Raw genomic sequence first — 10,123 nt, forward strand, 5'->3', positions numbered from 1 at the left:
GCATCACCGATGCCGCTCCCATCCCCCTACGTACGCAGGAACGTGCCGCGGAACTGGCCGAGATCAAGGCCAAGGCCGTCGACGGCCCCAGCCCCCAGGCCACCGAACGCCAGCACGCCAAGGGCAAGCTGACGGCTCGTGAGCGCATCGGGCTTCTCCTCGACGAAGGCTCCTTCCACGAGATCGAGGCCCTGCGCAGGCACCGTGCCACCGGCTTCGGACTGTCCGGCAACCGCCCCTACACCGACGGAGTCGTCACCGGCTGGGGCACGGTCGAGGGCCGCACCGTCTTCGTGTACGCGCACGACTTCCGCATCTTCGGCGGCGCGCTCGGCGAGGCCCACGCCACCAAGATCCACAAGGTGATGGACCTCGCGGAGGCGGCCGGCGCCCCCCTCGTCTCCCTCAACGACGGCGCGGGCGCCCGCATCCAGGAGGGCGTCACCGCGCTCGCCGGATACGGCGGCATCTTCCAGCGCAACACCCGCGCCTCCGGCGTGATCCCGCAGATCTCGGTCATGCTCGGCCCGTGCGCGGGCGGCGCCGCGTACAGCCCGGCGCTCACCGACTTCGTGTTCATGGTCCGCGAGACCTCGCAGATGTTCATCACGGGCCCGGACGTCGTCCAGGCTGTCACCGGCGAGAAGGTCTCCATGAACGGCCTCGGCGGCGCCGACATCCACGCCTCCGTCTCCGGCGTCGCCGCCTTCTCGTACGACGACGAGGAGAGCTGCCTCGCCGACGTCCGCCACCTCCTCTCCCTCCTCCCCGCCAACAACCGCGAGACGGCCCCCCGCCAGCCCACCGACGACCCCGCCGACCGCCGCACCGAGTCCCTCCTCAACCTGGTCCCGGCCAACCCCAACCAGGCGTACGACATCCGCAAGGTCATCGAGGAGGTCGTCGACGACGGCGACTACTTCGAGGTGCAGCCCGGCTGGGCGCCCAACATCGTCTGCGCGCTGGCCCGCCTGGACGGCCACGTCACCGGAATCGTCGCCAACCAGCCCGCAGCCCTCGCAGGCGTCCTCGACATCAAGGCGAGCGAGAAGGCGGCCCGCTTCGTCCAGTTCTGCGACGCGTTCAGCATCCCGCTGCTGACCCTCGTGGACGTCCCCGGCTTCCTCCCGGGCGTCGACCAGGAACACAACGGCATCATCCGCCACGGCGCCAAACTGCTCTACGCGTACTGCAACGCCACCGTCCCGCGCATCCAGCTCATCCTGCGCAAGGCCTACGGCGGCGCGTACATCGTCATGGACTCGCGCTCCATCGGCGCCGACCTCTCCCTGGCCTGGCCCACCAACGAGATCGCGGTGATGGGCGCCGAGGGCGCCGCCAACGTCATCTTCCGCCGCGAGATCGCCGCCGCCACCGACCCGGACGCCGAACGCGCCCAGAAGATCAAGGAGTACGAGACGGAGCTGATGCACCCCTACTACGCCGCCGAACGCGGCCTGGTGGACGACGTCATCGACCCCGCCGAGACCCGCTCCGTACTGATCGGCGCGCTGGACATGCTCCGCACGAAATACACGGACCTCCCGTCCCGCAAGCACGGCAACCCGCCGGTGTGACACCGGTATCGAGAGGAGGAACCACCGCCATGACCACCACACCCACCGAACGGACGACCACCCCGGCGACGGCCGAGGCCCCGGCAGCCCCGGCCGACTCAGCCACCCCTGCGACCCCCTGGCACATCACCGGCGGAGACCCCACGGACGAGGAGACCGCAGCCCTCACCGCGGTACTCACCGCACTGCTGGCGCACCACGCCGCCAACCGCGAGAGCCCCGCCAGACCGACGCCCACCGACACGGTCTGGGACCGCCCGCACCACACCCCCCGTATCCGCACGGGGAGTTGGCGCTCGCGCTAGAGGGCCCGCCGGCCGCCGAGGAGAGCCAGAGAGGAGGGCCGGATCAGTGCGCAGCGCACCCCCCGAGCGCCCGGCGGACGTCCGCGTCACCGAGGTGGCCGACGGCGTCCACGCCTACGTACAGCACAGAGGCGGCTGGTGCCTGAACAACGCGGGCATCCTCACGGACGGCGGCCACAGCGCCCTCATCGACACCGCCGCCACGGAACACCGCGCCCGCGCACTGCGCCGAACCGCCCTCGCCCTGTCCCCCCACCCACCCCGAGCTGTGGTCAACACCCACTTCCACGGCGACCACACCTACGGCAACTTCGTCTTCCCCGAGGCCCTGACCATCGGCCACGCCCGCACCCGCACGATGACGGAGGCAGCCGGCCTCCACATGGCCACCCTCTGGCCGGACGTGCACTGGGGCGCCATCGAGATCGCCCCACCCCAACTCACCTTCGAGGACCGCACGACACTCCACATCGGCGCACTCCGGGCCGAGTTGATCCACATGGGCCCAGCCGCCCACACCACCGACGACACGGTGGTCTGGCTCCCGGACCAACGGGTCCTCTTCACCGGCGACCTGGCGATGAACGGCGTTACCCCCTTCTGCGCGATGGGCTCGATCACCGGCTCCCTACGCGCCCTGACCCAACTCCGCGCCCTGGACCCCACCACGATCGTCCCGGGCCACGGCCCGGTGGGTGGCCCGGAAATCCTCGAAGCCAACGAGGCCTACCTGCACTGGGTCCAAGACCTGGCCGAGGAGGGCACCGCGACCGATACGGAACCCCTCCCCCTGGCCCGCGCCACGGACCTCGGCCCGTACGCCGAACTCCTGGACCCGGAACGCCTACTGCCCAACCTCCACCGCGCCTACGCCGAGGCACGGGGCCTGCCCGAGGGCACCCCACTCGACATAGGCGCCCTCTTCAAGGAAATGACCGCCTACCACGGCGGCCCACTACCCTGCCACGCATAGCCGCCGGGGGGGGGCAGCTTCGGCGCGTGGCCCAGGTCCTAGTAGCCCTCCCATTACGAAGTAGGGGAAGCGAATAGAGCGGTGCGATTGCGCTATTGCTGTGACTTGTCTTGGGACGGGTGACGCGATCTTACGCGTGGGCCGTCTTTAGGCCGCCTGGCACGTCCGCTACGCGACCATTAGAAACCCATCAGTTCTGGCTCAATACCGCCACCGTCTACGCCTATGTCCGGCTCCGCCTCCAGCGCGACGCCATCTACCTCCTCGGCCGCACGCGACACAACCCCACCGGGACTACCAACTAGCCTGACGGCGGCGACAACCCGCTGCCCTGCGCAACATTTGCCCGCTGACGTTGCCGTCAACTACTGCCGTCAGACACCCAAGGAGCCCCGCCGGAAAAAAATCCGGGGGGGCTCCTCGAACTACGGTGATTTAACTTTGCGAGGCCAATGCTCCGCTGACCACTCCACGCGGAAGCGAATTCCAGCGTCAATGGCTCAGCGTCCACTGCTCCTGACACGAAAATTGCCCACCAGAGCTCTTCGCAGGGAATGTGGGCCTCTCCCTTCGTGTCTACCCAAACGCAAACTCTCCCATTTTCTTCGACGGTTGCATCCCACCAGGACCACGCCCGAAGATCCGGGTCGAAGCAATAGATCCAATCCCCTGAATTCCAGGGGCGATCATCCCTCGCGTCCTGATATCTACGCTTACCTTCACTTCCAATTGGGTCTCCCGGAACATCTCCGGCTTCACCGCTAGAAAGCTCCAGGAACCAGGACGGCAGCGTGTCCTCCGGAACGTCATCGCTCTCAAAGTCGGCCCACCAGGAGATCTCTACGGCTCCGGCAATCAAGTCCCTGAGGCGCTGGGCATATTTCAGGCTATCCGCCACAGGTGTGACCACAAACAGTCCTAGAAGGCTGATCGGGCCCTCCGAAGGGCGCTTCCTCAAGCGGCGCATCTCGCTTGCGGAATCGTAACGACTCATCAAATCCATCCTATCCAATGATCCGACCTGATTCCGGGATGATGGCCTCCATTAGCCCAGGTATGTGGTGATCGCGGGGGCCGAATAGCCCAGCTCCGTCAGACTGATCTGGCGCCATTTTAAAGGCACGATTCCATTCGCACTTCGTTCCCGGCCAGCCGTGCGGCTTGCGCTGAGGCAGGGAGGCTGCCGAAAGCTGCCGGATGAAGGAAGTCGGTACGTCGAAGGCAACTAGCTGATCGCCCTTAAATCCGGTCGAGTGGCTGATGTCGCCCGTCATGTTGAGGTACAGCGATCCAGATCCCGAGCGTGAGGCATTTCCGTCCGCGTCAACAGGCAGTCTCTGAGTTTCGGGAATCAACGTATACCGCTCCTCCCGGAGAACGGTCTCCCCTCCCGGTCTGCGATCTCCCCGGCAATCCCTCAAGCCCTGCTACCACCGGGTTTAACGGACTACCGGTAATTGCCCTTCCTCCCACTCGACGAGCTTCCTGTGGAAGAACTACACCCACTGAATAAAGGGGGTGGACACCAAAGGCGTCCACCCCCCTATCCGGGCATGTTACTGATTTCGTCGGTACCGCTCACCGGTTCCGTCGTCATGAAGCAGGTACATCTCAGATTTCGGGGGCTCGCCCACGAGAACAGCCCAGACTGGGCATTCTTTCACGTAGGCCGCTCCTTGAGGTTCAAATGAGATTTTCGCCCCAGGCCCTTCATCCGGAAAGGAGCCGATTTCCCATCTCCCCTTTCCCGATATTCGTTCACCGTCATCCGGGAAGCTGCCGGGAGTGCATGAGTAAGAGACAGAGACTCTTTCCGCAAAGAAACTCCTATCCTCTCCAAAATGCAGCACACCCCCTTGTGGACTCACCCAGGTGCCAGATATGTCACTGGGGCTCAATTCTTCTTCACTGGACTTGAAGAAGAGGAACGCGACATATGCGATCACAATCAGAGCGAGTGGGGCAGCCAGGAGAGCGACCGCGAGAACAGTGCGGCGCAGATTTTCCCTATTCATGAACTCCCCGACGTGTCACTTTCCGAAGTGTTTCGGATGAGTCGGACACCCCGAACATCTCCGCCGACTGGCCGCATGTCCGGACCCGCCCCGACTCCAGTGCGCTCACCACCCAACGCCGCCTGTCCCCACCCTCAATCAATGAATTCGACCTACGCTGGATGTCAGGATTCATACATGCCCGCATACGGATCAGGTTCCCCCGTCCACGGGTCCAACCCTTGGCGCATCAAGCGCACCTGTTCAGCTGCGGGGAGAAACTTAACGGGCATCCTCCCCCAAAGAGAATCCTCACCCAAGGGGCATTCATCGAAATCCCTCTGAAAAATACCCAGAAGGAATTTCACCATGCCGCAGTCATAACGGCGCCATTCTGCGTCATCCGCGTTATAGACGAGAACTGGCCACTGTTCTGCGTCCGTTGCGGATGCATCCCAGCAGAGGATGTCTGCGCTGGAATCAATCGCCCACGCAATCAGCTTGGGCGACGTTCCGCGCAGCTCATCGGACTTGCGACTGCTTTCCCAGGTCAACTGAGCCGTAGCCGTCTCGGGGGCCATTCCTCCGGCCACCTGATCCACGGTCGACTCCCTGGGCTCTGGGCAAACAATCGCCAGATATTGATCGATGGATCCCGGCCCGTAGGTCTCTATGAAGCGAACGTAGTCACTCGGGAAATCTCTCCCCCAGGACGCGCTCACCACAGACCATTGTGGATTTATTCCGAATCCGCTATCGACGGGCATCAGTTCCTGAAGTTCCCCGATTTTATTCATTCTCCGGCCCTCCTAGCTCTACGCACGCCAACCCGTTCCACCGGTCGGAACTTGCCGTCCCGTGCGAGGGTCATTGAACATCGACGATTGCGCGTGTGGTGGTAGAGCGGTCGACGCCGAATCAGCAGGCCAGCACATCTTGGGTGACACCGTGGCGGCTGTTGACCAAGGTGGCCAACAGCCGGTCGATGAAGACCAGTTTGTGTTTCGCGCCGGCTCCCACGGCCGGGTGGAGGGGCCGCGAGATCAGTCCGGTCTGGTGCTGCTCCCCGTCAACCATGCACGAGGTCGTGAGGCGCCAGTCGTAGGGGAACGGCAGGACCGCCTCCGGCGCGAGCGTGTCCTGGCGCAGGGCGACAGTGAGGTCGGTGTAGGGCTCCAGGCCCTCCGGCGCGGGCAGCCACCACGGCCGCGAGATCAGCTCGGTGGCGCGGATCCGGGTCAGCGGCACCCCGCGGAACGTGTCTGCATCTGCTGCCCGATCCGGCTCGCAGCACACCCGGGGACCCTTTACCCAGAAGCGGGTTGGTCAGCATCGACAGGTCTGCGCCCCACAGTTTGCGCCCGTCCCGGTGTCCTCAAGGACACTTCCCATCATGCCCGGCACAACAACGAACACGTCCCGGTACGGTCCTCGAACACCGGCGGCACCCCTGCGAACGGGAGCCCCAACCCCTCATCCTCCAGAGCCTCCACGCCACCTGACAGCAGAACAACACCTGCGCGCGGGAGTGGCTTTGCGGAGGAGCAACCAGCCCGCCCGCCCACCGGCCGCTGCGTCAAAGCGCGGGCCGCATCCGAGCAGGGCTGAGTGCGGACGCGCTTCGAGATCAGGATCACCGTCGTCGAACCCTGAGACCGAGGAGCCCTCTGTCAAAGAGGGAGCCAGTTCGGCCACCATGGGGGCGCGTTGTCCGGAGCGCAGGAACTGACACTGATTGGGTAATCGGTTGGGGCATTCCAGATCGCCATGAGAGCCCAGTAGACACACAGTGTGGCGAGTACAGCCACTGCGGAGGCGAGAAGGAGGCTCCTTCCTCCGAGAACTCCGAACGCGAGGGACCAGATCAACGCGACTGCAACCCATATGGCGAAGAATATCGGGATCAAGGTCCAGAAGTTCGCTGCCGCGTTTATTCCAATTTCACACTCGTCCCACACCCTCGCGAGCATTGCAGTTCCACTGAAGGCGGCGACAACTCCCGCAATGGGACCTAGTACGCAACCGCTGAGGCGGCGTATAGTCGATAGATCTCCGGGCTCTCTCTTTTTCTTTCGAGAAGAGTACCGGGTGCGGATCAAGCTTAGGGATCAATCCGAACCGTATGAACTCTCATCCTCGGACTGCACTTGACCGAAGGTCATTTCGGGCCCTGGTGGCCACGGCTGACTCGAAGAGAAAAGCGAAGCTTCAGAGAAGGCCCTTGGTGCCTCACGCCACGATGGCTTACTGGAAACGACGAAACTGTTCCCATCGTCTTCCAGCAGCCATACCCAGGCTCGTGATTCGGCATCGACACCAGCGAACCTGGCCAGATCCGTGAACTCTGCATCAGAAGCCGGCCGCACGTGGATTCCCCGATAGAGCGGCTTCAGCAGCATGAATTCGACGTGCCCGAAGTGGATTTCAACTCTGGTGGTGGTGTCGTCGACCGCAGTGGGGTCACTGCGCAGGATCAGTTGGCGATGCGACGGATCGAACCTCCATAGCTTGAAGATTCGACTATGCCGGAATAGTTTTGACATGCGTTACCTCCCGCCAACCGTCCCAGGCAGGTAGCGGCATATCCGTGACCTTACCGTGGGGGCGATGTTTTCTATTTCTCTGTGTGCTAGGGGCCGGTGCGGATCGCGAGAGCGTGCAAACTCATGCAGGTGTCGGCCGTGGCCACGGTCCGGTGTGCGGCCCGAATAGCCTTGGCGCCAACGAGACCAGCCTGCGCTGGGGCCGGAACCTGGCCGAGGAGGGCACCAAGACCGGCACCACCCTCCTCATCCTGGCCCGGGCCACGGACCTTGGTCCGTACGCCGAACTCCTCGGCCCGGAGAGCCTGTTGCCCCACCCCAACCTCATGGGCGCCCTCTTCGAGGAGATGACCGACTACCACGGCGGCCCACTGGCCTGCCTCGCGTGACCGAGTGGAAGTGTGCGGTCAGCTCCAGCTTGGTGAGGGTCCGCGTTGCGGCTTGTAGGGGATCGGTTGGCCGGTGTGTGCGTCGAGCAGGACGCGGTCGCCCAGGGCTTGGCCCAGTTTCACCGTCACCTGCTGCAGCTTTCCTTGTTTGGTGCAGTTCGCCTCGTGCTTGCGGGGCTCGGTGGATGCCGAAAGGACCGCGCTGCCGTGAGTTTCCAGCACCTCCACCACCGGACCCTTGTCGCAGACACCGTGAAGGGCGACCACGGTCACCGAGCGCCCGTCTGCCGCGATCCGGGCCAGGTGCCGGAGCGGGAGGCCGGGGACGTTCTGGGCCTCCCCGATCGGCGGCCGGGGGAGCTTCGACGGAATGGCAGCGGCCTGCTTCAGGGGGGAGTCGTAGCCGTCCAGGGTGAACAGCCAGGCCGGGACCACCGCAGGCCCGCGGCTGGTGGCAAGAGTCATGCTGCCCAGCTTCGCTCCGGTCACGGTGAGGTGTGGCTTTCCCCCCTCGCGGTTGTTGGACAGGGCCTTGTACGACTCGTTCGCACTCTGCACAGGTCGGGTGAGCGCTGCCTTTCCTGCCCAAGTCACCTTGCCGCTTGTGGGCCCTGTGCCGGGCAGCTTGCCGCGCAGGACGAAGCTACGGTTCTCGTAGGCCTGCCTGTCGGCCTGGTTTCGCAGGCCGCCCAGCGGCAGCTGGATCACGTCGCCCATGGGGTGGTAGCCAGCACGCCACGCGGTAGCCGCAGTTGACCCGTCCCAGGCCGTGGCCACCTGCCGGGCACGGTGCGCCGGCGCTGCGTTGTTGCTGTCGGCCCCCACGACTTCCTTCTGGCTGCCGCAACCGGAAGAGGCCCCCACTCCAGCGACGAGCAGGGCCACCACAGCGAGTCGACCAGTGTTGCGCGATGCCCTGATACGCATGTGAACTCCAGAAATACGGCGAAGCGAGAGTGACGCGTCCATCTGACGACTTCGGCCCGGAACAGGTTTCACCACATGTGGCGGTCAAGGGGCGGCGCACCGTCAGTAGACGCGGAGCCCACGTTCGATCAGCACCCTCTGTATCGGCTCTATGTAGTTGAAGACACCGCTGTGATCGGAATTATCACTGCACGTTGTCTCGTCGGTACCGCCGGAGAGCAGACCCAGAGCTGTCGTCTCCTTGAACACAGGGCCGCCGCTGTCTCCCCCCAAAGCGCAAGCGTTCGTCTCGTGCATGCCTCTCATCTGCTTGCCACCGATGTTGACTGTCACCTTGGGGATGGTGATTCTGTGCGCTCCGTCTTGGCTGTTGACGCCAACCCGCTGAATCTGTTCCCCTGCGACTGCCCAGCGGGACGTGGTGATGTCTCTCCAAGTGCCGCCCCTGTAGCGGACCCCTCCGCCGGGCGCGATTTCAGGGGAATTCGCCAGGATGGTGGCACAGTCACCGCACTGCCAGGGAGACGCATCGGTACCGCCCCCGTTCCTGGAGAAGTTCTGAATGCCGATCGTGGCCGAGTTCCAATCCATGAACCAGGTATTCCCCGTGCCCGGTACGCAGTGGCCAGCGGTGATTGTGTAGGTCGTGCCCGAGGAATTCCTGGCGTTGAACCCGGCCGAGCAAAGCCAGCCGGAAGACATAATTCCGTGGCCGCCTACGATTTCGGTGGCTTTGGACTTGATCTCGCTTCTGACTCGTTCGATGCGTATCGCGCCGGGGTGGGCCGCCGCGGCCCTCTCGATCCGGTCCTTGCCGGCTGCAGGCGCTCCATCGAAGACCTTGACGCTCACCTGGTTGGTCTCGATGTCGGCGCCCCACGCCGTATTGGGAATGCTGCCAAGATCATCGAACTCGTCGTGGATGGCCGTGAGTTCGGCCGTGCTGCGAGCAACGAGTTTTGAGACGCCACCCGCATCGCGAACGGTTTGCGCGGCTGCCTGGTCGGTGACCGTGACTACGAGGCGCCCGTCCTTGTAGTACACACCGCCGGTCCGGTCGTCGCCGAGCTGGCCCGTCAGCGTTGCCGCCCGGTTGGGATCCGTGAGTGGTTTCGGGGCTTCCTTGGCGGATACCGGGGCCGTGGCGGCGACGGTGACCAGGAGCGCCGTGGCGGATATCTGTACGAGCTTCATTCGGGCGTGTCTCACGTGTGGACCTCCAGGTGGTTGACGGCACAAGTTGACGGCACAAGTGGACTTCGTACGGCTTGTGCGACTCACTCGAACACCGCGTCACTCTAGGCTCACGTGTAACTACTTAGACCGTGTCCTACATGGCCAGTTTGAGGAGCCGTTTGTAGCAGCAGAGGGCGGCGGCAAGTCCGAGAAACGCCAGGTAGTTGCCTGGTTGGCGT

9 protein-coding genes are annotated in these 10,123 nt (G+C 64.2%); 4 read left to right on the plus strand and 5 right to left on the minus strand.

The genetic code is table 11. The features are described 5' to 3' along the window. Positions 1 to 20: 20 nt before the first annotated feature. The 3 genes from ACZ5PB_RS30640 to ACZ5PB_RS30650 are packed head-to-tail and all read left to right on the plus strand — an operon-like array spanning position 21 to position 2,855. On the plus strand, positions 21 to 1,577 hold the full coding sequence (locus tag ACZ5PB_RS30640) for an acyl-CoA carboxylase subunit beta (protein ID WP_468695635.1): 1,557 nt from the start codon (positions 21 to 23) through the stop codon (positions 1,575 to 1,577). 29 nt (positions 1,578 to 1,606) lie between these two features. After that, positions 1,607 to 1,882: an acyl-CoA carboxylase subunit epsilon gene (locus ACZ5PB_RS30645; RefSeq protein WP_468695621.1), complete on the plus strand. Its 276-nt coding sequence runs from the start codon at positions 1,607 to 1,609 to the stop codon at positions 1,880 to 1,882. Between the two features lie 46 nt (positions 1,883 to 1,928). After that, positions 1,929 to 2,855 carry an MBL fold metallo-hydrolase gene (locus tag ACZ5PB_RS30650; protein WP_468695623.1) on the plus strand — a complete coding sequence of 309 codons (927 nt, stop codon included), beginning with the start codon at positions 1,929 to 1,931 and terminating at the stop codon, positions 2,853 to 2,855. A 2,179-nt stretch (positions 2,856 to 5,034) separates the two neighbouring features. On the opposite strand, the gene ACZ5PB_RS30655 is transcribed toward ACZ5PB_RS30650, so the two are convergent. From ACZ5PB_RS30655 to ACZ5PB_RS30665, 3 genes are all read right to left on the minus strand, one after another. Continuing rightward, positions 5,035 to 5,646, minus strand: coding sequence for an SMI1/KNR4 family protein (locus ACZ5PB_RS30655; protein ID WP_468695624.1), 612 nt, complete (start codon positions 5,644 to 5,646; stop codon positions 5,035 to 5,037). Positions 5,647 to 5,767: 121 nt separating this feature from the next. Beyond that, complete coding sequence (locus ACZ5PB_RS30660) at positions 5,768 to 6,097, minus strand: hypothetical protein (protein WP_468695625.1); 330 nt, start codon at positions 6,095 to 6,097, stop codon at positions 5,768 to 5,770. Positions 6,098 to 6,957: 860 nt separating this feature from the next. Continuing rightward, positions 6,958 to 7,392: a hypothetical protein gene (locus tag ACZ5PB_RS30665; RefSeq protein WP_468695626.1), complete on the minus strand. Its 435-nt coding sequence runs from the start codon at positions 7,390 to 7,392 to the stop codon at positions 6,958 to 6,960. Positions 7,393 to 7,544: 152 nt separating this feature from the next. Here ACZ5PB_RS30665 and ACZ5PB_RS30670 point away from each other — a divergent pair, with 152 nt between their 5' ends. Continuing rightward, the gene (locus tag ACZ5PB_RS30670; RefSeq protein WP_468695627.1) at positions 7,545 to 7,781 is read left to right on the plus strand and encodes a hypothetical protein; all 237 of its coding nucleotides are present in this window, start codon (positions 7,545 to 7,547) and stop codon (positions 7,779 to 7,781) included. Between the two features lie 18 nt (positions 7,782 to 7,799). On the opposite strand, the gene ACZ5PB_RS30675 is transcribed toward ACZ5PB_RS30670, so the two are convergent. Further along, on the minus strand, positions 7,800 to 8,666 hold the full coding sequence (locus tag ACZ5PB_RS30675) for a hypothetical protein (RefSeq protein WP_468695628.1): 867 nt from the start codon (positions 8,664 to 8,666) through the stop codon (positions 7,800 to 7,802). A gap of 144 nt (positions 8,667 to 8,810) precedes the next feature. Continuing rightward, positions 8,811 to 9,902, minus strand: a complete 1,092-nt coding sequence (locus ACZ5PB_RS30680; RefSeq protein WP_468695629.1) for a S1 family peptidase — start codon at positions 9,900 to 9,902, stop codon at positions 8,811 to 8,813. Positions 9,903 to 10,123 lie beyond the last annotated feature (221 nt).

This window comes from Streptomyces sp. NPDC032721, from assembly GCF_055579625.1.

What these genes read in the sequence shown, in the direction of transcription:
- ACZ5PB_RS30680 (WP_468695629.1), bottom strand. Translation starts at nt 9,902, where the DNA reads ATGAAGCTCGTACAGATATCCGCCACGGCGCTCCTGGTCACCGTCGCC.
- ACZ5PB_RS30665 (WP_468695626.1), bottom strand. Translation starts at nt 7,392, where the DNA reads ATGTCAAAACTATTCCGGCATAGTCGAATCTTCAAGCTATGGAGGTTC.
- ACZ5PB_RS30655 (WP_468695624.1), bottom strand. Translation starts at nt 5,646, where the DNA reads ATGAATAAAATCGGGGAACTTCAGGAACTGATGCCCGTCGATAGCGGA.
- ACZ5PB_RS30645 (WP_468695621.1), top strand. Translation starts at nt 1,607, where the DNA reads ATGACCACCACACCCACCGAACGGACGACCACCCCGGCGACGGCCGAG.